General features: G+C 72.0%; 23 protein-coding genes. 17 read left to right on the top strand and 6 right to left on the bottom strand.

Annotated elements, in window-relative coordinates:
* Window positions 1–6 precede the first annotated feature (6 nt).
* Window positions 7–309 carry an urease subunit gamma gene (locus tag QMF80_RS22775; RefSeq protein WP_283456084.1) on the bottom strand — a complete coding sequence of 101 codons (303 nt, stop codon included), beginning with the start codon at window positions 307–309 and terminating at the stop codon, window positions 7–9.
* 357 nt (window positions 310–666) lie between these two features.
* On the opposite strand from QMF80_RS22775, the gene QMF80_RS22770 reads away from it, so the two are divergent.
* Complete coding sequence (locus QMF80_RS22770; protein ID WP_283456083.1) at window positions 667–1,056, top strand: VOC family protein; 390 nt, start codon at window positions 667–669, stop codon at window positions 1,054–1,056.
* Between the two features lie 84 nt (window positions 1,057–1,140).
* Here the strand turns inward: QMF80_RS22770 and QMF80_RS22765 are convergent, their stop codons facing one another.
* Window positions 1,141–1,578 carry an ATP-binding protein gene (locus tag QMF80_RS22765; protein ID WP_283456081.1) on the bottom strand — a complete coding sequence of 146 codons (438 nt, stop codon included), beginning with the start codon at window positions 1,576–1,578 and terminating at the stop codon, window positions 1,141–1,143.
* A gap of 195 nt (window positions 1,579–1,773) precedes the next feature.
* On the opposite strand from QMF80_RS22765, the gene QMF80_RS22760 reads away from it, so the two are divergent.
* Together QMF80_RS22760 and QMF80_RS22755 are read left to right on the top strand one after the other, a co-directional pair.
* Complete coding sequence (locus QMF80_RS22760; RefSeq protein WP_283456079.1) at window positions 1,774–2,682, top strand: helix-turn-helix domain-containing protein; 909 nt, start codon at window positions 1,774–1,776, stop codon at window positions 2,680–2,682.
* Between the two features lie 12 nt (window positions 2,683–2,694).
* The gene (locus QMF80_RS22755; RefSeq protein WP_283456077.1) at window positions 2,695–2,916 is read left to right on the top strand and encodes a DUF397 domain-containing protein; all 222 of its coding nucleotides are present in this window, start codon (window positions 2,695–2,697) and stop codon (window positions 2,914–2,916) included.
* Window positions 2,917–2,933: 17 nt separating this feature from the next.
* Here the strand turns inward: QMF80_RS22755 and QMF80_RS22750 are convergent, their stop codons facing one another.
* A complete protein-coding gene (locus QMF80_RS22750; RefSeq protein ID WP_283456075.1) occupies window positions 2,934–4,106 on the bottom strand; it encodes an 8-amino-7-oxononanoate synthase in 1,173 nt (390 codons plus the stop codon).
* 157 nt (window positions 4,107–4,263) lie between these two features.
* On the opposite strand from QMF80_RS22750, the gene bioB reads away from it, so the two are divergent.
* From bioB to QMF80_RS22695, 11 genes are all read left to right on the top strand, one after another.
* Entirely contained in the window at window positions 4,264–5,535 is a 1,272-nt protein-coding gene (bioB, locus tag QMF80_RS22745; protein ID WP_283456073.1) for a biotin synthase BioB, read from the top strand.
* A complete protein-coding gene (locus QMF80_RS22740; protein WP_283456071.1) occupies window positions 5,528–6,850 on the top strand; it encodes an adenosylmethionine--8-amino-7-oxononanoate transaminase in 1,323 nt (440 codons plus the stop codon). The genes bioB and QMF80_RS22740 overlap by 8 nt, the downstream gene beginning before the upstream one ends.
* 8 nt (window positions 6,851–6,858) lie before the next feature.
* Window positions 6,859–7,611, top strand: a complete 753-nt coding sequence (bioD, locus tag QMF80_RS22735; RefSeq protein ID WP_283456069.1) for a dethiobiotin synthase — start codon at window positions 6,859–6,861, stop codon at window positions 7,609–7,611.
* A gap of 162 nt (window positions 7,612–7,773) precedes the next feature.
* The gene (locus QMF80_RS22730; protein ID WP_283456067.1) at window positions 7,774–8,448 is read left to right on the top strand and encodes a class I SAM-dependent methyltransferase; all 675 of its coding nucleotides are present in this window, start codon (window positions 7,774–7,776) and stop codon (window positions 8,446–8,448) included.
* A 63-nt stretch (window positions 8,449–8,511) separates the two neighbouring features.
* Window positions 8,512–8,940 (top strand): GNAT family N-acetyltransferase, encoded by a 429-nt coding sequence (locus tag QMF80_RS22725; protein WP_283456065.1) that lies wholly within the window; start codon window positions 8,512–8,514, stop codon window positions 8,938–8,940.
* Between the two features lie 229 nt (window positions 8,941–9,169).
* Entirely contained in the window at window positions 9,170–10,555 is a 1,386-nt protein-coding gene (locus QMF80_RS22720; RefSeq protein WP_283456063.1) for a hemolysin family protein, read from the top strand.
* Window positions 10,552–11,571, top strand: a complete 1,020-nt coding sequence (locus QMF80_RS22715) for a hemolysin family protein (protein ID WP_283456061.1) — start codon at window positions 10,552–10,554, stop codon at window positions 11,569–11,571. The genes QMF80_RS22720 and QMF80_RS22715 overlap by 4 nt, the downstream gene beginning before the upstream one ends.
* 79 nt (window positions 11,572–11,650) lie before the next feature.
* Complete coding sequence (locus QMF80_RS22710; RefSeq protein ID WP_283456059.1) at window positions 11,651–12,442, top strand: SGNH/GDSL hydrolase family protein; 792 nt, start codon at window positions 11,651–11,653, stop codon at window positions 12,440–12,442.
* Window positions 12,443–12,535: 93 nt separating this feature from the next.
* A complete protein-coding gene (purB, locus tag QMF80_RS22705; protein WP_283456058.1) occupies window positions 12,536–13,969 on the top strand; it encodes an adenylosuccinate lyase in 1,434 nt (477 codons plus the stop codon).
* Window positions 13,966–14,508, top strand: a complete 543-nt coding sequence (gene mug / locus QMF80_RS22700; protein WP_283456186.1) for a G/U mismatch-specific DNA glycosylase — start codon at window positions 13,966–13,968, stop codon at window positions 14,506–14,508. Before purB ends, mug begins: the two co-directional genes overlap by 4 nt.
* Entirely contained in the window at window positions 14,505–15,053 is a 549-nt protein-coding gene (locus tag QMF80_RS22695; protein WP_283456185.1) for an HAD domain-containing protein, read from the top strand. Before mug ends, QMF80_RS22695 begins: the two co-directional genes overlap by 4 nt.
* A 159-nt stretch (window positions 15,054–15,212) precedes the next feature.
* On the opposite strand, the gene QMF80_RS22690 is transcribed toward QMF80_RS22695, so the two are convergent.
* The 3 genes from QMF80_RS22690 to QMF80_RS22680 all read right to left on the bottom strand — a co-directional run bounded on the left by QMF80_RS22690 (window position 15,213) and on the right by QMF80_RS22680 (window position 17,475).
* Window positions 15,213–15,575 (bottom strand): hypothetical protein, encoded by a 363-nt coding sequence (locus tag QMF80_RS22690; RefSeq protein ID WP_283456057.1) that lies wholly within the window; start codon window positions 15,573–15,575, stop codon window positions 15,213–15,215.
* Window positions 15,576–15,690: 115 nt separating this feature from the next.
* Window positions 15,691–16,449, bottom strand: coding sequence for an ABC-2 transporter permease family protein (locus QMF80_RS22685; protein ID WP_283456056.1), 759 nt, complete (start codon window positions 16,447–16,449; stop codon window positions 15,691–15,693).
* Between the two features lie 111 nt (window positions 16,450–16,560).
* The gene (locus tag QMF80_RS22680; protein ID WP_283456055.1) at window positions 16,561–17,475 is read right to left on the bottom strand and encodes an ATP-binding cassette domain-containing protein; all 915 of its coding nucleotides are present in this window, start codon (window positions 17,473–17,475) and stop codon (window positions 16,561–16,563) included.
* Window positions 17,476–17,575: 100 nt separating this feature from the next.
* Here QMF80_RS22680 and QMF80_RS22675 point away from each other — a divergent pair, with 100 nt between their 5' ends.
* The 3 genes from QMF80_RS22675 (at window position 17,576) to QMF80_RS22665 (ending at window position 19,737) form a co-directional block, all read left to right on the top strand.
* Window positions 17,576–17,800, top strand: a complete 225-nt coding sequence (locus QMF80_RS22675) for a hypothetical protein (RefSeq protein WP_283456054.1) — start codon at window positions 17,576–17,578, stop codon at window positions 17,798–17,800.
* Between the two features lie 109 nt (window positions 17,801–17,909).
* On the top strand, window positions 17,910–19,082 hold the full coding sequence (locus QMF80_RS22670; RefSeq protein ID WP_283456053.1) for a sensor histidine kinase: 1,173 nt from the start codon (window positions 17,910–17,912) through the stop codon (window positions 19,080–19,082).
* Window positions 19,083–19,086: 4 nt separating this feature from the next.
* On the top strand, window positions 19,087–19,737 hold the full coding sequence (locus tag QMF80_RS22665) for a response regulator transcription factor (protein WP_283456052.1): 651 nt from the start codon (window positions 19,087–19,089) through the stop codon (window positions 19,735–19,737).
* The last annotated feature ends 22 nt before the right edge of the window (window positions 19,738–19,759 follow it).

Raw genomic sequence — 19,759 nt, 5'->3', positions numbered from 1 at the left:
TCCCTCTCAGACGATGGGGTCGTGGACGGTGACGAGCTTGGTCCCGTCGGGGAACGTGGCCTCGACCTGGACGTCGTGGATCATCTCGGGGATGCCCTCCATGACCTCCGCCCTGGTCAGCACGGTCCGTCCGGAGGCCATGAGTTCGGCCACGGTCCGCCCGTCGCGGGCCCCTTCGAGAATGTGGGTGGTGATCAGTGCGATCACCTCGGGGTGGTTGAGGAGCACCCCGCGCGCCCTTCGCTTCTCGGCCACGTCGGCCGCCACGTGAATGAGGAGTCTTTCCTGCTCATGCGGTGTGAGTTGCACCCGTATCACCCGGTTTCTGGACATGATCAACTGCGCGCCGTGCGAGACCCTATCCGCCTTCAACACTCTGTTGACCTGCTCTTATGCGGCTCAAGCAGTTCTTGCCCAACCGGGGGCAAGACTTTGAGCGCCACACACCGTTGCTTTGCCAGGTCTTGGCTGAATACAGACGCCAGGAGCCCGCGTCCGGCCCGCGCTCCGGAGCTGGACCCGGGCCACGCTAGGGCGCCGAGTTTTCCGTCGCGTTAACTCACGTTTCCACCGGGGACCGGGTTCGGGGGCCGTAAATGCCCGGGGTCCGCGTCGTATACGGAGGTAGGTTGACGGCGGGCGACCCGCCCCCGGAAAGGGAGAACCGTGTACTACAACCCCGTACGCCATATCACCTTCGACGCCCTCGACCCCTACAAGGTCGCCGCCTTCTGGTCGGCCGTCACCGGCTACGCCATGCAGGCGGACGACGTCGAGGGCGACTCCGAGATCCTGCTGACCACCGACCAGCCGGGCGTGCCGGGGCTGCTGTTCGTCCAGGTCCCCGACGCCAAGAGCGTGAAGAACCGGGTACACCTGGACATCTCACCTCCCACGGGCACGCGCGACGAGACCGTGGAGCGTCTGGTCGGCCTCGGCGCGAAGGTGTTCGGCGACCATCGCCGCGCGGACGGCACCGGCTGGGTCACGCTGACCGACCCCGAGGGCAACGAGCTGTGCATAGAGCGCAGCGCCTCCGAGCGCGGGCTCGGCTAGTCGGCTGGGGCGTGCCGGGCCGCGCGGACCCGCGAAGACCGCCTGGACGCCCGTGAAGACCACCCGGACCCCGGAGCGCTCCCGTCAGAACTGCTGCACGGCGGGGACGGTCCAGGGCAGGGCGATCCACACGGTCTTGCCGCCGTCCTCGGTCGGGCTGACCGAGAGCCGGCCGCCCGATTCCGCGGCGAGCCAGCGGATGATCACCATGCCCCGGCCGTTGTCCTGCTGGACCGCTGCCGGGAGCCGCTTGGGCCAGCGCGGGTGGCTGTCGGTCACACCCACCCGGAGGGTCTCCTCGCGCTCCAGCCGGACATCGACCGTGAAGGTCGGCGACTGCCCGAAGGTGTGCTGCACCGCGTTCGTGGCGAGTTCCGAGACGATCAGCCGGACGGTGTCCGCGGTGTCGGCGTCATCGGGAAGTCCCCATCCACTGAGCACGTCCGCCACGTAGCGGCGGGCCATGGAGACCGAGGCGGGATCGCTCGGCAGGGTGACGGATGCTTCCAGGTGGTCTGCCATGGCGCGGTCCCTTTCCCACCGGAGCGCAATGCCCCGGATCTGTGCTGAGCGCCAGAGTGCCATTCATTGTCCCGCTCCGGCTGCCGTTCACCCAAGATCTGCATATATCTGTCGCTCGTTGCGGTGAACTCTGCTACGGAAGAGCGTATTTGGACGGCAGACTGGTGCGAGCTGTGCCGGTGGAAGGAGGCGGGTGTGCAGCATGGTCCCGCGGTACGCAGGCGCAAGCTCGGCGAGGAACTGCGCGCCTTGCGCGACCGGTCCGGACTCACCAGTGGTGAGGCGGCCCGGATCGTCGGATGGCACCAGTCGAAGATCAGCCGGATCGAGACCGGCCGCAGTGGCGTGAAGCCCGAGGACGTCCGGCTCCTGCTCGACGCGTACGGGGGCGTGGGCGACCAGCAGCGCGCGCTGCTGGAGGCGCTGTCGGCCTCGGCGGCCGGACCCGGAAGCGGAACCGGAACCGGAACGGGCAGCGGCGGCGGCGAGATCGGGCGCGGCCCCCAGTGGTGGCACGACTACCGGGGGCTGCTGCCGCAGGAGTACCGGGACTTCATCAGCCTGGAGGCCGGGGCCCGCTCGGCGCGCACGGTGGAGCTGTCGGTGGTCCCGGGGCTGCTCCAGACCCCCGCCTACGCCCGGGCGGTGACCCGGGCCGCGCTCGGGGGGCTGCCGGAGCCGAAGGTGGACGCGCTGGTCGACGTACGGCTGGCCCGGCAGTCGGTTCTGCGGACGGATCCGCCGCTGGAGCTGAGCGCGGTGCTCGACGAGGCGGTGCTGCGGCGGCAGATCGGGGGTCCGGGGGTGATGGAGGAGCAGCTGCGGTACCTGGTGGAGGTGGCGCGGCTGCCCCAAGTGCGGCTCCAGGTACTGCCGTTCAGGGTGGGGGGGCATCTCGGCCTGACCGGACCGTTCGTAATTTTCTCATTTCCGAACATCGCCGATCTGGATGTGGTCGTACTCGACCATTTGACGAGTAGCCTCTATCTGGAGCGGAAGGAAGACCTAGAGGCGTACAGCGCCGCGTTCCGCACCATTCAGGCGCACGCCCTCCCGCCCCAGGACTCGTCGGATCTGATCAGCGCACTCGCTGACGACGCGTAAGGAGGCACCCCCGTGTCCGCAACCCCCTTGTCCACCAGCGGACTTCTGAACAGCGCGCGGTGGCGGCGCAGCAGCCGCAGCACCGGAATGAACAACTGCGTGGAAACCGCCGTCCTCAGCGGCGGCCTGCTGGCCGTCCGCGACTCCAAGCGGTCGGACGGCCCGGCCGTGCTCTTCACCGGGCCCGCCTGGGACGGTTTCCTCACCCTGGTACGGGCGGACCTCGCCCGGTAACCGCCCCTCGCGGCGGTTCAGTGGTCCGTGGCTCCGGCGGGCGCGGTGCTCACGATCGTGTCCACGGCCCGGGTGATCTCCTCCCCCGTGAGATCCCCCCGGGCGGTCAGCCGCAGCCGGGAGATGCCGTCCGGCACGGACGGCGGCCGGAAGCACCCCACGGACAGTCCCGCCTCGCGGCAGTCGGCGGCCCAGCGCAGTGCCGCCGCGGCCGACGGGGCCCGTACCGACACCACGGCCGCGTCCGGCCGGGCCGCGGTCAGGCCGGACGCCGTGAGCCGTCCGTACAGCAGGGTGGCCACCTCCCGGGCCCGGGCCGCGCGTTCCGGTTCCCGCTGGAGCAGGCGCAGGCTCGCGAGGGCGGCGCCCGCGGCGGCCGGGGCCAGTCCGGTGTCGAAGATGAAGGTCCGGGCGGTGTTGATCAGGTGCCGGATCACCCTGGCCGGTCCCAGGACCGCCCCGCCCTGGCTGCCCAGCGACTTCGAGAGGGTCAGCGTCGCGACCACGTCGGGCGCGCCCGCGAGCCCGGCCGCGTGCAGCGCGCCGCGGCCCCCCTCGCCGAGCACCCCGAGCCCGTGCGCGTCGTCCACGACCAGGGCCGCGCCGGACTCCCGGCAGGCGGCGGCGTACCCGGCGAGCGGCGCCGCGTCCCCGTCCACCGAGAACACCGAGTCGCTGACCAGCAGCGCCCGCCCCGGATGCCCGGCCAGCGCCTTGCGCGCGGCCTCCGGATCGGCGTGCGGGATCACCTCGGTCCGGGCCCGCGCGAGACGGCAGCCGTCGACGATCGAGGCGTGGTTCCCGGCATCGGAGACGACCAGCGAGTCCCGGTCACCGAGCGCGGTGACGGCCGCGAGGTTGGCGGCGTACCCGGAGGACAGCACGAGCGCGGCCTCGAACCCGCAGAACGCGGCGAGCGCGCGCTCCAGCTCCCCGTGGAGCTCGGTCGTGCCGGTGACCAGCCGGGATCCGGTGGCCCCGGCTCCCCAGCGCACGGCCGCCTCGGCCGCGCCCCGAATGGTCCCGGGGTGGCGGGAGAGGCCGAGGTAGTCGTTGCTCGCGAGGTCGAGCAGGGGCGAGGAAGCGGGGCGCGGACGCAGCGTCCGGACCAGCCCGGCGCGCTCCCTGGACCGCTCCGCTTCGTCGGTCCAGGCGAAGACGTCGGCGGGGTCGGGGGTGTGCTGGAGCATCGGCGGGTCCTCGGGTTTTGTCGGCAGTCCACAGACCCGCCTGACCCTAGCCGCCGGTGACACCTGCGTCAGGTGTGGCGATACACACACAACGTTCCGGCCATGTTGTGCGATCTCTCCTTGGCCGGGAGTGGTCGTGTGGTCCAGGATCGGCGTCATGGACCTGCTGAACACCCTGGTGGACAAGGGGCTGCGGCGCGAGCTGCCGACCCGCGAAGAGGCACTCGCCGTGCTGGCGACCTCTGACGACGAACTGCTCGACGTGGTGGCCGCGGCCGGCAAGGTGCGCCGCCAGTGGTTCGGGCGTCGGGTCAAGCTGAACTACCTGGTCAACCTGAAGTCGGGCCTGTGCCCGGAGGACTGCTCCTACTGTTCCCAGCGCCTGGGTTCGAAGGCGGAGATCCTGAAGTACACCTGGCTGAAACCGGAGGAGGCCTCCCAGGCCGCCGCGGCCGGGGTCGCGGGCGGCGCGAAGCGGGTGTGCCTGGTCGCGAGCGGCCGCGGGCCGACGGACCGGGACGTGGAGCGGGTCGGCAAGACCATCGCCGCGATCAAGGAGCAGAACGAGGACGTCGAGGTCTGCGCCTGCCTGGGTCTGCTGTCGGACGGCCAGGCGGAGCGGCTGCGCGACGCGGGCGCCGACGCCTACAACCACAACCTCAACACGTCCGAGGCGACGTACGGGGCGATCACGAAGACCCACACCTACGCGGACCGCGTGGACACCGTGCAGAAGGCGCACGCGGCGGGCCTGTCCGCCTGCTCCGGCCTGATCGCGGGCATGGGCGAGAGCGACGAGGACCTCGTCGACGTCGTCTACTCGCTGCGCGAGCTGGACCCGGACTCGGTGCCGGTCAACTTCCTGATCCCGTTCGAGGGCACCCCGCTCGCCAAGGAGTGGAACCTCACCCCCCAGCGCGCGCTGCGGATCCTCGCGATGGTCCGCTTCGTCTGCCCCGACGTCGAGGTCCGCCTCGCGGGCGGGCGCGAGGTGCACCTGCGCACGATGCAGCCGCTCGCCCTGCACCTGGTCAACTCGATCTTCCTGGGCGACTACCTCACCAGCGAGGGCCAGGCCGGTCAGGCCGACCTCGACATGATCGCGGACGCCGGTTTCGAGGTGGAGGGCGCCGGTACGTCGACCCTGCCCGCGCACCGCTCCGACGCGCAGGCCGGGGGCTGCGGCTCGCACGGCGGCGGCGCGGGGGCTTCCGTATGCGGTTCGTCCGCTTCGGACGCCTCGTCCGACGCCGGCGCGGCGGGCTGCGGCTCGGCGTGCGGCGGCTGCTCCGGCCACGCGCGGGAGGAGCCGGTCGCGGCGGTGGTTCCCGCCCCGGCGGGGGCTCAGGCCGAGGCGGGCGACGTGCGGTCGGACCTGGTGGCCGTGCGCCGCCGTGGCGCGGGGACGGATCTCGCCCCCAATGCCTGATCAGCACCACCTGTACGACCCGCTGCCCGCCGCCGAGCTGCTCGCGCTGGACCGGCAGCACGTCTGGCACCCGTACGGACCGATGCCCGGGCGGCAGGAGCCGCTGGTCGTCTCCTCCGCCGCGGGCGTCCGGCTCCGGCTCGCCCAGCCCTCCGAGGGGCAGGACGAGCTGGTCGACGGCATGTCCTCCTGGTGGTCGGCCATCCACGGCTACAACCACCCGGTGCTCAACGAGGCCGCGCGGGACCAGTTGGGCCGGATGTCGCACGTGATGTTCGGCGGGCTCACCCACGAGCCCGCCGTCCGGCTCGCCGCGAAGCTCGTCGAGATCTCCCCGTCCGGCCTGGAGCACGTCTTCCTCGCCGACTCCGGGTCGGTCGCGGTCGAGGTCGCGGTGAAGATGTGCCTCCAGTACTGGCGTTCGCTGGGCCGCACGGGCAAGACCCGGCTGCTGACCTGGCGCGGCGGCTACCACGGGGACACCTGGCAGCCGATGGCGGTGTGCGATCCCGAGGGCGGGATGCACGAGCTGTGGTCGGGCATGCTGCCGCGGCAGCTCTTCGCGGACGAGCCGCCCGCCGGTTTCGACGCGCCCCTGGACCCGGCGTACGTCGCCCACCTGCGCTCCCTGGTCTCCGCGCACGCGGACGAACTGGCCGCGGTGATCGTGGAGCCGGTGGTGCAGGGCGCGGGCGGCATGCGCTTCCACTCCCCCGGCTACCTGCGCGTGCTGCGGGAGCTGTGCGACGAGTACGGCGTGCTCCTGATCCTGGACGAGATCGCGACCGGGTTCGGGCGCACGGGCGCCCTCTTCGCGGCGGACCACGCGGGCATCACCCCGGACGTGATGTGCGTGGGCAAGGCCCTGACCGGCGGTTACCTGACCCTGTCGGCGACGCTGTGCACGGCCCGGGTGGCGGACGGGATCTCGCGGGGCGAGGTGCCGGTGCTGGCCCACGGGCCGACGTTCATGGGCAATCCGCTGGCCGCGTCGGTGGCGCTGGCCTCGCTGGACCTGCTGCTCTCCCAGGACTGGGCGCGTGAGGTCGAGCGGATCGGGGCCGGGCTGCTGGAGGGGCTGGCTCCGGCGGCCGGGCTGCCCGGGGTGAAGGACGTACGGGTACTCGGCGCGATCGGCGTGGTCCAGCTGGACCACGACGTGGACATGGCGGCGGCGACCCGGGCGGCGGTGCGGGAGGGCGTGTGGCTGCGCCCGTTCCGGGACCTGATCTACACCATGCCGCCGTATGTGACAGGTGACGGGGACGTCGCACGGATCTGCCGCGCGGTGTGCGCGGCGGCGCGGGAAGGCTGAACGCTTCGATGGACACGGGTACGGGAGCGGTCCCGGTGGGTCCGGCCGGTGTGGTGGTGGTCTCCGGGACCGGCACCGAGATCGGCAAGACGGTCGTCACCTCGGCGATCGCGGCGGCCGCGGTGGCCGCGGGGCGTTCGGTGGCGGTGCTCAAACCCGCGCAGACCGGGGTCGCTCCTGGCGAGCCCGGTGACGCGGCGGAGGTGGCCCGGCTCGCGGGCGCCGGCGTGACCACGCTGGAGCTGGCCCGCTACCCGGAGCCGCTGGCTCCGGACACCGCGGCGCGGCGGTCCGGGCTGGCCCCGGTCACCCCCGCCGAGGTGGCCGAGGCCGCGGAGAAGCTGGCCGCGGAGCACGACCTCGTCCTCGTCGAGGGCGCGGGCGGGCTGCTCGTACGCTTCGACGCGGCGGGCCACACGCTCGCCGACGCGGCCCGGCTGCTGGGGGCTCCGGTGCTGGTGGTGGCCCCCGCCGGGCTCGGCACCCTGAACTCCGCCGCGCTGACGGCCGAGGCCCTGCGGGCCCGGGAGCTGACGGGCCTGGGGATCGTGGTGGGCAGTTGGCCGGGCGCGCCCGACCTGGCCTCCCGTTGCAACCTGGCCGACCTGCCCGCGGTGTCGGGCCTGCCGCTGATCGGGGCCGTACCGCAGGGCTCCGGATCCCTGGATCCGGCGTCGTTCCGTACCGCCGCCCCCTCCTGGCTCGCCCCGGCGCTGGGCGGCGGCTGGTCGGCGGAGCGCTTCCTGCGCGCCTGGGCCTGACGCGGCCGGCGACGCGGCCGGCGACGCGGACCGGCACGGTCCGGCCTGGCGCGGTCCGGCCTGATCCGTCCGGTCCCCGGTGTCCCGACGCGCCGGAGGGGATGACGGGGCGCGGCGGGGGGAGACTGTAGGCATGCGTACGTCCGCTCTAGGAGGTTCGTCATGTCTCCGCGCCCCCGTCAGGCACTGCCCCGGGACGCCGTCCACCATCCCGTGTTCGCCCGTTTCTACGCCCGGCTGAGCGTCCAGGCCGACGTCCGCGGCGGACTCGCCGCCCTGCGCGAGGAGCTGCTGCACGGCCTCTCCGGCCGGATCATCGAGATCGGCGCGGGCAACGGGCTGAACTTCGCCCACTATCCGCGCGCCGTCTGCGAGGTGGTCGCGGTCGAACCGGAACGGACCCTGCGCCGCCTCGCGTCCGCCGCGGCGATGCGCGCGGAGGTGCCGGTGGACGTCGTACCGGGCGCCGCCGAGGCCCTCCCGGTCAAGAGCGAGGCCTTCGACGCTGCCGTGGCCTCCCTGGTGCTGTGCACCGTTCGGGACCTGCCGCGCTCCCTCGGGGAGCTGCACCGGGTCATCCGACCGGGCGGTGAACTGCGGTTCTTCGAGCACGGGCTGGCGCCCGGGCCCACCATGGCCGGGGTGCAGCGCGCGCTGGACCGGACGGTGTGGCCGAGGCTGTTCGGCGGCTGCCACACGGCCCGGGACACGCTCGCCGCGGTCGAGGCGGCCGGGTTCCGGATCGTCTCCCAGCGCGGGGTGCGGGTACCGGAGCGCGGGCCGGCCCTTCCGACGTCGTACTGCGTGATCGGCTCGGCCCGCAGGTCCGACGACTGAGCGGCGGGGGTTGCGGCCGGCCTGCCATTGCGTACGGCTGAGCGCGCGTGTTTGCTCGGGACCATGATCGATCTGAGCGTGCGGGCCGCCGGCGCGGCCGAGGCCGAAGCCGTGCTGGCCTTCTGGAAGGAAGCCGCGGAGGGCACCTCCATCACGGACGACGTGGCCGGGGTGACCCGGCTCGTCGGCCGCGATCCCGGCGCCCTGCTCCTCGCCGAGGCGGACGGGCTCCTCGTCGGGACCGTCATCGCGGGCTACGACGGCTGGCGGTGCTCCCTGTACCGGCTGGCGGTGCTCGCGTCGTACCGGCGGCGGGGGGTCGGGACGGCGCTCCTGGACGCGGCCGAGCGGCGGTTCCTGGCCGTGGGCGGCCGACGCGGCGACGCGATGGTGCTGGTCGCGAACGAGCGGGCGCAGCGGGCGTGGGCGGCGGCCGGGTACCACCGGGAGGACCACTGGCGCCGCTGGGTCAAGCCGTTCGGCCCGGCGTAGGGCGGGCGTGGTCCGGCCGCGGGGCGACCGTACGGCCGGGATGGCGCACGGGGGCGGCCGGGCATATCGTCCGACCGGGTGATGCGCACACTTTGCCCGTCCTTTACCCTGGGGAGAACCGTTCTCCTCGAATCGAAAGGTGTGAGCGTCCGCCCATGGGCGAGCCTCCCAGTACCCGACACCGTGCGACACCCCTCCTCCTGTCTGATCATGGGACGGAGGTGAACCGATGACCGAAGTGCTTCTGCTCGTTGTCGCACTGCTGCTCTGCCTCGCGTGCGGTGTCTTCGTCGCGGCGGAGTTCTCACTGACGACCATCGAGCGCAGCGAACTGGAACGAGCCGTCGAGCGCGGCGAGCGCGGGGCCGACAGCGCCTTGGCCGCCGTACGCAGCCTGACGTTCCAGCTCTCCGGCGCCCAGCTCGGCATCACCGTGACCGGCCTGGTCATCGGCATGATCTCCAAGCCCTCGATCTCGTCCCTGCTCAAGGGCCCGTTCGAGGCCATGGGGCTGCCCGCCGGAGCCGCTGCCTCCACCGCCCTGATCCTGGGCACCGCCCTGTCGACCGTCGTCCTGATGGTCGTCGGCGAGCTGGTGCCCAAGAACTGGGCGATCTCCTCCCCGCTGGCCGTCGCCAAGCGTGTGGCGACCGCGCAGCGAATGTTCAGCCGGGCCTTCAAGCCGCTGATCCGCCACCTGAACACCACCGCCAACCACCTGGTACGCCGATTCGGTCTGGAACCGGCCGAGGAGCTGGCCTCCGCGCGCAGCCCGCAGGAGCTGGTGGCCCTGGCGCGGCACTCCGCGAAGGCGGGCGCGCTGGAGAAGGACACCGCCGAACTGTTCGTGCGGACCCTGAACCTGGCCGACCTGACCGCGGAGAACGTGATGACCCCACGGGTCCAGGTCACCGCGCTGGACCTGCAGACGACGGCGGAGGACGTGGCGAACGCGACCATGGCCACCGGCCTGTCCCGCTTCCCCGTCTACCGGGGCAGCCTCGACAGCGTCGTCGGCACCGTCCACATCAAGGACGTGCTGGCGCTGCCCGCCGCCGACCGGCACCGCTACCCGGTGTCGAAGCTGCTGCGCGAGCCGCTGCTCGTCCCCGAGTCACTGACCGTGGACCGGCTGCTCGACCGGCTGTCCGGCAAGCAGACGATGGCCGTGGTGATCGACGAGTACGGCGGCACGGCCGGTGTGGCCACGCTGGAGGACATCGTCGAGGAGGTCGTCGGCCAGGTCCGCGACGAGCACGACCCGCACGAGACGTCCGATCTGGCCCCGGCGGGTACGGACGACGCGGGGCGCGGGCTCTACTCGGCCGACGGCGCCGCCCGCACCGACCAGCTGGAGCGGATAGGGCTACGGGTCCCCGACGGGCCGTACGAGACCCTGGCGGGTCTGATGGCGGCCGAGCTGGGCCGGATCCCGGAGGTCGGCGACAGCCTGCAGCTGAGCGGATGGCAGCTCGACGTCGTCGACGACCGGGGACGCCGGGCCGCGCGGGTGCTGCTGCACGAGCCGGTGGCGGAGCCCGCCGACGAGGCGCGCGAGGGCTCGGGCAGGAAACAGGGCAAGAAGGGCGACCCGCGTCCGGAGGAGGGCCGATGACCGCGATCCAACTGCTGATCGGCCTGGCGACCCTGGTCGTCAACGCCTTCTTCGTCGGCGCGGAGTTCGCGCTGATCTCGGTCCGGCGCAGCCAGATCGAGCCGTTTGCCGAACAGGGCGACCGGCGGGCCAAGGCCGTGCTGTGGGGCCTGGAGCACGTATCGGCGCTGATGGCGGCGGCCCAGCTAGGCATCACCTTGTGCACCCTGGTGCTCGGTGTGGTGGCCGAGCCCGCCATCGCCCACCTGCTGACCCCGGTGTTCGACGTCTTCGGGGTGCCCGCGGGGCTGACGCACGCGATCTCCTTCGTGATCGCGCTGGCGCTGGCGACGTACCTGCACATGCTCTTCGGCGAGATGCTGCCGAAGAACGTGGCGCTGGCCGAGCCGGTCCGTACGGCCCTGCTGCTCGGTCCGCCGCTGGTCGCGCTGACGCGGGCGCTGAGGCCGGTGATCTTCGCGATCAACACCTTCGCGAACATGCTGCTGCGGCTGCTGCGGGTCGACGTGAAGGGCGAGGTCGCCGCGACCTTCTCGGACGACGAGCTGGCGCGGATCGTCAAGGACTCCACCGACGCGGGGCTCCTGGACTACCGGGCGAGCGAGCGGCTGCGCGACGCCCTGGAACTGGGGCGCAGGCCGGTGAAGGAGGTCGCGCTGCCCGTGGACCGGGTGGTCGCGGCCGGGGAGGGCATCACGCCCGAGGGGCTGGAGCTGCTCTCCGCCGATTCCGGGTACTCGCGGTTCCCGGTGCTCGACGCGCAGCAGAAGATCCTCGGCTACCTGCACGTCAAGGACGCCCTGGACGTGAGCGCGCGCGACGAGCCCTTCTCGGTCGCGGCGCTGCGGCCGATCGCCCAGGTGCGCGCCGAGGCCCCGCTGGACGACGTACTGACCGCCATGCGGCGCAGCCGCACCCATCTGGCAGCGGTGCTCGGGACGGACGGGGTGATGGCGGGGCTGGTCACAATGGAGGACGTGCTGCGCGAGCTGTTCGGGAACCCGGCGGCCGCGTAACGACCCCCGCGGATGTGTGGCGCGGTTCCCGGGCGCTTACTCGCAGGACCCGGGAACCGCGCGGTAACATCGCTCCGCCATGGAGATGAATGCGTCTTACACGAGTCTTGTCGCGGTCGGCGACTCCTTCACTGAAGGTATGTCGGACGAGCTGCCGGACGGCTCCTACCGCGGCTGGGCCGACCTGCTCGCCGCCCGCCTGGCGGCCCGCGAGCCCGGTTTCCGCTATGCGAACCTCGCGGTGCGCGGCAAGCTGATCGGGCAGATCGCCGAGGAGCAGGCGCCCGTCGCCGCCGCGATGGGCGCCGACGTGGTGACCCTGGTGGGCGGGTTGAACGACGCCCTGCGCCCCAAGGTGGACATGGGCCGGGTACGCGGCCACCTGGAGGCGGCCGTGGAGACGCTGGCCCCCTCGTGCGGGCGGCTCGTCCTGATGCGCTCCCCGGGCCGCCGGGGGCCGGTGATGGAACGTTTCCGTCCGCGCATGGAAGAACTGTTCGTCATCATCGGGGAACTGGCCGCGCGGCACGACGCCGTCCTCGTCGACCTGTACGGCGCCGAGGTGCTCGGGGATCCCCGGCTCTGGCACGCCGACCGGCTGCACCTGACCGGCGAGGGGCACCGCCGGGTCGCCGAGGCCGTGTGGCAGGCCCTGGGGCTGCCGCCGGAGGAGGACTGGCGCGTCCCGCTCGCGGACTCGGTGCCCCCGGGCTGGGCCGTCCGGCGCGCCCATGACGCGCGCTTCGCCCGCGAGCACCTGCTCCCCTGGATCGGCCGCCGCCTCTCGGGCCGCTCCTCGGGAGACGGCCGTCCGGCGAAGCGCCCGGAACTCCTGCCGTTCGGCGCGGGGACGGGCGAGCGACTGCTGTGACACGCCGCCGCCGCTCTCGTAGCAAGCCACAACCGGGGGCGGGGCACCCACCTGCGTAAACACACAGCGGAACCGCAAGTAGAATCCCTCCACGTGACTGCCAAGCCCCGCATCCCCAATGTCCTGGCCGGCCGCTACGCCTCCGCGGAGCTCGCCGTCCTGTGGTCCCCCGAGTACAAGGTGACGCTGGAGCGGCGGCTGTGGCTCGCCGTGCTGCGCGCCCAGAAGGACCTCGGCATCGAGGTCCCCGACGCGGCCCTCGCCGACTACGAGCGCGTCCTGGAGCAGGTCGACCTGGCCTCCATCGCGGAGCGCGAGAAGGTCACCCGGCACGACGTGAAGGCCCGGATCGAGGAGTTCAATGCCCTCGCCGGTCACGAGCACGTGCACAAGGGCATGACCTCCCGCGACCTGACCGAGAACGTCGAGCAGCTCCAGATCCGGCTCTCCCTGGAACTGGCCCGCGATCGCACGGTCGCCGTGCTGGCCCGCCTCGGCAAGCTCGCCGCCGAGCACGCCGAGCTGGTCATGGCCGGGCGCTCGCACAACGTCGCAGCGCAGGCCACGACCCTGGGCAAGCGCTTCGCCACCGCCGCCGACGAGCTGCTCGTCGCCTACGGCCGCCTGGAGGACCTGCTGGAGCGCTACCCGCTGCGCGGGATCAAGGGCCCGGTCGGCACCTCCCAGGACATGCTCGACCTGCTGGGCGGCGACACCGCGAAGCTCGCCGACCTGGAGCAGCGCATCGCGGGCCACCTCGGTTTCGCGCACGCCTTCACCTCCGTCGGCCAGGTCTACCCGCGCTCCCTCGACTACGACGTGGTCACCGCGCTGGTGCAGCTCGCCGCCGCCCCCTCGTCGATCGCGAAGACCATCCGCCTGATGGCGGGCCACGAACTGGTCACCGAGGGCTTCAAGCCCGGCCAGGTCGGGTCCTCCGCGATGCCGCACAAGATGAACACCCGCTCCTGCGAGCGCGTGAACGGCCTGATGGTCATCCTGCGCGGCTATGCCTCGATGACCGGTGAGCTGGCGGGCGACACCTGGAACGAGGGCGACGTCTCCTGCTCCGTGGTCCGCCGCATCGCGCTGCCGGACGCGTTCTTCGCCTTCGACGGCCTGCTGGAGACCTTCCTGACCGTTCTGGACGAGTTCGGCGCCTTCCCGGCGGTCGTCGCCCGCGAGCTGGACCGCTACCTCCCCTTCCTGGCCACCACCAAGGTCCTGATGGGCGCGGTACGGGCCGGGGTGGGCCGCGAGGCCGCCCACGAGGTCATCAAGGAGCACGCGGTGGCCTCCGCGCTCGCCATGCGCGAGCAGGGCGCCGAGCGCAACGAACTGCTCGAGAAGCTGGCCGCCGACGAGCGCATGCCGCTGGACCGCGCTCAGCTCGACGCCCTGATGGCCGACAAGCTGTCCTTCACGGGCGCGGCGGGCGACCAGGTCGCCGTGGTGGTCTCCCGCATCGAGGAGATCACCAAGGCCCACCCGGAAGCCGCGGGCTACACCCCGGGGTCGATCCTCTGACCCCCGAAGAGCTGGCCGCCGCCCGTGACCGCATCCTCCCGGATGTGGTCGCGGGCGGTTTGCGCGTGCTGTTCTGCGGGATCAATCCGGGCCTCCTGTCCGCCGCGACGGGCCACCACTTCGCCCGCCCCGGCAACCGCTTCTGGCCGGTCCTGCACCTGTCGGGCTTCACCCCGCGCCGCCTGGCACCGGCGGAGCAGGAGGAACTGCTCACCTACCGGCTGGGCATCACCAACGTCGTGGCCCGGGCCACCGCCCGCGCCGACGAACTCGGCGCCGAGGAGTTCCTGGAGGGCGGCCGCCTGCTGACGGCCAAGGTGGAACTCCTGCGCCCCGACTGGCTGGCCGTGGTCGGCGTGACCGCCTACCGCACGGCTTTCGGCGAGCGCCGAGCCCAGATCGGCCCCCAGGACCGGACCATCGGCCCCACCCGTATCTGGGCGCTGCCGAATCCGAGCGGCCTCAACGCCCACTGGACCGCCGAGACCATGGCCGAGGAGTACGCCCGCCTCCGCCTCACCGCCGAGGCGTCCAGCTGACCGCCCGGAGCGTCTCCAGGGAGCGCCCGCTGCTCTTCCTCGACGTGGACGGCCCCCTGATCCCCTTCGGCGGTCCCCCGTCCTCGCACCCGGCCCGCCTGGTGGCCCGCCTCCCGGCCGGCCTCGCCGCGCATCTGCTCCTGTCCCGGCTCGATCCCGCCCACGGCGCCCGGCTGTCGGCGCTGCCCTGCACCCCGGTCTGGGCCACGACCTGGATGGCCGACGCGAACGACTACCTCGCTCCCCTCCTCGGTCTGCCCCCGCTGGACGTGGTGGTCTGGCCGGAGCCGTCCGCGGTGGACGAGCGCGACGGACGGCGGGGTCTCCACTGGAAGACCCGAACCATCGTGTCCTGGGCGACGGGCCGCTCCTTCGTCTGGGTGGATGACGAGATCACCCCGGCCGATCGGTCCTGGGTGTCCGCGCATCACCCGGGCCGCGCCCTCCTCCACCGTGTCGACCCCACCCGAGGCCTGACGCCCGCCGACTACGCCGTACTCCACGACTGGCTGCGGCGGAACACCGCGCCCCCGGCCCAGCCCTGACCCGCCAGGCCGGAAGTGTGACGACCACACAGGGCAATACGCCTAGGAGACTGCTGAAGATCTTGCTCGGGGCGCCCGAGTCACCCCGATTCACCGGTAAATGTCGATCGGGGCAACCTGGTGCAAGCCGGGCGCGTTTCCAAGATCTTCAGCAGTCTCCTAGGGCGGGTCGATCACGGTGACCGCCGCCATCAACTGCGGGGAGTGGTCGGCCCCCCACTCGGCCGCGTAGACGACCACCCAACGGTCTCCGGTCCGCCATAGGTGGACGTGGTCGGTGGTACCGCTCATCTCCCCCCAGGGCTCCGCCACCTCCTCTCCCGCAACGACCCGCTCCAACAGGCTCCCCAGGTGGAACACCTGTGGGTCCCCCCAACGCTCCGTCAGTCGATGAATGAGCGCTCCGTACTCGGCCGACACCTGTCCGGCCCCCGCGATCCGGTCGGCCGCGTCCTCGTCCCCGTACCAACGGCTCTCGCCCAGCTCCGTGAGGTGGTACCCCGGAGCGCTCCTCTCCGTCACCGATCTGCTCCGCGCCACGGGGAACCCGCGAGTCCGGAGCCGGTCGATTGCCTCGAGATGCGCTGCCGTCGTCATGCCGTCAGTATCCCCAGCACCACTGACAAGTGGCCTGGCGTCACGCGTCCCTCCGCCGCACCGCCCACCAGCCCGCCACCAGTGCGGCCACCACCCACAGCGCCATGACACCCAGTCCAGCCCACGGACCCAGGTCACCCGACGGCTGGGTGCTCATCACGATCTGACCGGCCCGGTCCGGCAGGTACTGCCCGACACCACCGGCGGTGTCGGCGAGGACGAACGACGCGAGCAGGATGAAGGGTACGAGCACACTCAGCACGACCGTGCCGCTGCGGAGCACCGCGGTCAGCCCGGCCGCGAACAGGACCATGAGGGCCAGGTAGAGCCCGCTCCCGAAGATCGCCCGGACCACTCCGGGCGTACCGGGTCCGATCGCCCGCTCCCCCATGACGCCCTGCCCCGCGAAGAAGCCTCCGAGCCCGGCGAGCTGACCCACCAGCAGCGCCAGCCCGCCGACGACCGCGACCTTGGACAGGTAGAACAGGGTCCGGTTCGGCACCGCGCTGAGCGATATCCACAGCGCCCCGTTGTGGAACTCGGCGGCGAAGACCTTCGCACCGAAGGTAATGGCCGCTATCTGACCGAAGTTGATGCCGTAGAAGGCCATACGGAGTGGATCACCACCCGGGCTCTCGGCTTCCGCCTGTCCGATCGTCACGGCAGCGAAGGCTTGTATGCCGACGGTGCTCAGGAGTATCGCGGCGAGGGCCCAGATCGCGCTTCGCAGCGACCGTATCTTGATCCATTCCGAGTGCAGGACAGGGATGGTGGGTATGGCGGCGGCGGTGGCGGTCATGGCCGGTTCTCCAGTCGATTTGGTCTAGGTCGTCCAGGTCATCGAGGACATTGAGGACGTGCCCGGGAAGGCAGCGGGCAAAGAGGGCGGAGGGGCGCGCGGAAGGGGCCGTCAGCGGGGTTTGGACGCGAAGGGGGTCGCGCCCGCCGTCAGGTCGAGGTACGCCTGTTCCAGCGAGGCCCGCTCATCCGCGAGTTCCAGCACGGGTATGCCCTCTCGGGCCGCGAGGGCACCTACGCGGTCGGCCTGGATGCCCTCCACGGTCCATCGCCCCTCCTCGGCCTGCGCCATGGAGAACCCTTCGTCCGCGAGGAGCGTTCGAAGGCGGATCGGATCCGAGGTGCGCAGCCGCACTCCCGGGGCGCTCCGCACGTCGATGAACGCCTCCATCGAGGTGTCCGCGAGCAGCTTCCCCTGGCCCAGGACGATCAGGTGGTCCACGAAGGACGCGGTCTCCGCCATCAGATGACTCGACACCAGGACCGTCCGCCCTTCGGAGGCGAAGCGCCGGAGGAGCTCCCGGATCCAGATGATCCCTTCGGGATCGAGTCCATTGGTCGGCTCGTCCAGGATCACCACCCCGGGGTCACCCAGGAGAGCCGCCGCGATGCCCAGGCGCTGACGCATGCCCAGGGAGAAGGTCTTGATCCGGCGCCTGGCGGCCGACGACACCCCGGACTCCTCCAGCACCTCGTCGACCCGGCGGGCCGGGATGCGGTTGCTGACGGCGAGGGCGAGCAGATGGTCCCGGGCCCGCCTCCCTCCGTGGGCCGCCCGCGGATCCAGGAGCGCCCCGACCTGATGGAGCGGGTCCCGGAAGTCGGTGTACGTCCGGCCGCCGATGGTGGCGGTCCCGGAGGTGGCCCGGTCGAGGCCCAACAGCAGCCTCATCGTGGTGGACTTGCCCGCACCGTTGGGGCCGAGAAAGCCCGTGACCCGGCCCGGGCGCACCTCGAAGCCGAGGTGGTCCACGGCCCGGGTGGTGCCGTATTCCTTGGTGAGTTCGCGGATCTCGATGCTGTTCATGGCTCAAGACTCGCCTCGGGACCCCTGCCCCTTCCTCCCCCGCCCGGGGGGAACTCCTCCCCCGCGCGGGGGAGATCGGCCTCCTGCCTAGACTTGTCATGTGAACACCGTCAAGTGCACCCAGTGCGAAACCGTGGGTCTCGAACAGGGCTTCGTCGAGGACAGCGGAGAGGGTTCGCGGGGCTACGCCCGCTGGATCTCCGGGGCGCTCGAGCGCGGAGTGTTCGGCGGAGCGAAACGGCTGGGCCGACCACGCTGGCAGATAGACGCCTTCCGCTGTCCCAAGTGCGGCCACCTCGAACTGTTCGCCCGCGAGCGTGTCTGACCAACGCCCGCGCTCGCCCGGGAATGCCGCCCCTCTCCCCCGTACGGGGGTCCACGTCTCCCCCGTGCGGGGGTGCCGGGAGTGATCAGCGGGCTGCCACGATGACGGCATGTACCGATTGCTGCGTGCACCGTTGAAGGCGGTCACCTACACCCGCTGGCTGCATCTGTGCGTACCCGTCCTGATCGTGGCCGTTTGGATGTTCATAAAGCCTCAGGCCCCGCTGGTCCCGGCCCTCCTGGTCGCGCCTTTCGGGCTGATCCGGTGGGTCCGGCTGGCCGAAGGACTCCAGGCGCGGTTCCTCCTGACCCCGCAGGGCCGGAGCGGTCACGACAGTGCCATCAGCGCGGCCGCCTCGGTCCATTGGGGCGACCGCTGGCGGACGGTGCTGTGGCTGGAGATACGGCTGTTGGTATCGGCCACCGCCCTCTTCGCGACCGTGTTCCTCACGTCGGTGCCGGTCGAGCTGGTCCTCGCGGCGTTCGGGCACCCCTCCGCCGACCCGTGGTTGCCGCTGGACCTCCCCCGGTGGGCCGCGGCCGCGCTCGCACCGGTGCCGCTGGTCCTGCTCATCGCGATCGTCGTGCTGCTCGGGGAAATGATCACCTCGATCGCGGGCCGGTTGCTCGGGCCGTCGGCCGCCGAGCGGCTCAGCGCGCTGGAGGAGCGGACCGAGCAGCTACTGGAACGCAACCGGATAGCGCGTGAGCTGCACGATTCGATCGGCCACGCGCTGACGGTCGCGGTGATGCAGGCCGGCGCGGCCCGCGCGGCGGGCAGTCCTGAGTTCACCGAGCGGGCGCTCCGCGCGATCGAGGACACCGGGCGGGCCGCCCTGGAGGATCTGGAACGGGTACTGCTCGTGCTGCGGGAGTCCGCGCGGCAGCCCTCGCAGCGTCCGACGCTCGTGGAGGCCGACCGGCTACTGGAGTCGGCCCGGGCCTCAGGAGCCCTCGTGGACTGCGAACTGTCCGGTCCACTGGAGCAGTTGCCCGGCCCGGTCACCCGTGAGGGGTACAGGATCCTGCAGGAGGCGCTGACCAATGTGCTGCGCCATTGCGGGCCCGTACCGGTACGGGTGAGGGTCGACGCCGCGGTCGGACGGCTCGACCTGGAGGTGACCAACCCGCTGCCGGACGGGCCCACACTGATGGCGGGCAGCGGGAGCGGGCTGCGCGGGATGCGCGAGCGCGCCGCGCTGCTGGGCGGGGAAGCGGAAACCGGTCCGCACGAGGGGAATTGGAGGGTGCGCGCCCGGCTCCCGCTGGAGCGAATACGCTGACGGGATGCCGGTCACCGTACTCCTCGTCGACGACGAACCCCTGGTGCGCGCGGGTCTGCGCGCCGTCCTGGAAGCCCAGCCCGACATCGAGGTGGTCGGCGAGGCCGCAGACGGCGCGGCGGTGGTCCCGCTGGTCCGGCAGCTGCGGCCGGACGTGGTGGCGATGGACGTACGGATGCCGTTGCTCGACGGGATCGAGGCCACGCGGGCCGTGCTCAAGAGCGTCGACCGCCCCCCGAAGATCCTGGTGGTCACCACCTTCGAGAACGACGAGTACGTGTACCAGGCGCTGCGGGCGGGAGCCGACGGGTTCCTCCTCAAGCGGGCCCGGCCGTCGGAGATCGTGCACGCCGTGCGGTTGGTCGCGGAGGGCGAGACGCTGCTCTTCCCAGCGGCGGTGCGGGCTCTGGCGGCGGAGTACGGGAACCGCGAGGCGCGCACCTCACTGGACCGGGCGGCCCTGACCGAGCGCGAGGGGTCGGTGCTGCGGCTGATGTCGCGGGGGCTGACGAACGCGGAGATCGCCGCCGAGCTGTTCGTCGGAGCGGAGACCGTGAAGTCGCATGTGAGCGCCGTCCTGGCGAAGCTGGGCGCCCGCGACCGGACACAGGCAGTGATCATGGCGTACGAATCGGGGTTCGTCGCCCCGGCCTGAACCGACCAGGGAGGAGGGTCTG

It is taken from the genome of Streptomyces sp. G-G2 (genome assembly GCF_030063135.1).
In the GTDB taxonomy this organism is placed as follows: Bacteria; Actinomycetota; Actinomycetes; order Streptomycetales; family Streptomycetaceae; genus Streptomyces.
This window is presented reverse-complemented; position numbering and strand designations above follow the sequence as displayed.